Here is a 272-nt window from a genome sequence, read left to right as displayed (position 1 = left end):
CGAGTACCGCCAGCTGATTCGTGACCGGCTTTATCAAGCCTATCGAGCGCCAGGCAGCGTCAACTGGAGCCGCGACATGGCCGGGCGGCTCGACGAGGCGCGGACGCATGTTCGTCAGCGCCAGGCAGAAGACGCCCGAATGGAGGAAGCCGTTGGCGAGGCCCTGCTTGGCGCCGATGAGCCGAGGACGCGCGAGAGCCTCGTACAGCTGAAGGAGACGATTCGTAGCGCCAGCCTCATCCGACTACAGCTTGTCACTGATATCAACGTAG

At 63.2% G+C, this 272-nt stretch carries 1 pseudogene; it reads left to right on the top strand.

Going from position 1 to position 272, the window contains the following annotated elements:
- Positions 1 to 272: pseudogene (locus SB771_RS34515) on the top strand (hypothetical protein); the annotation flags it as partial.

Origin of the sequence: Burkholderia sp. SIMBA_051 (assembly GCF_046534915.1) — a bacterium.
Lineage (GTDB): Bacteria > Pseudomonadota > Gammaproteobacteria > Burkholderiales > Burkholderiaceae > Burkholderia > Burkholderia ambifaria.
The sequence above is the reverse complement of the archived record's forward strand: the minus strand, read 5'-3'. Positions and strand labels throughout refer to the sequence as shown.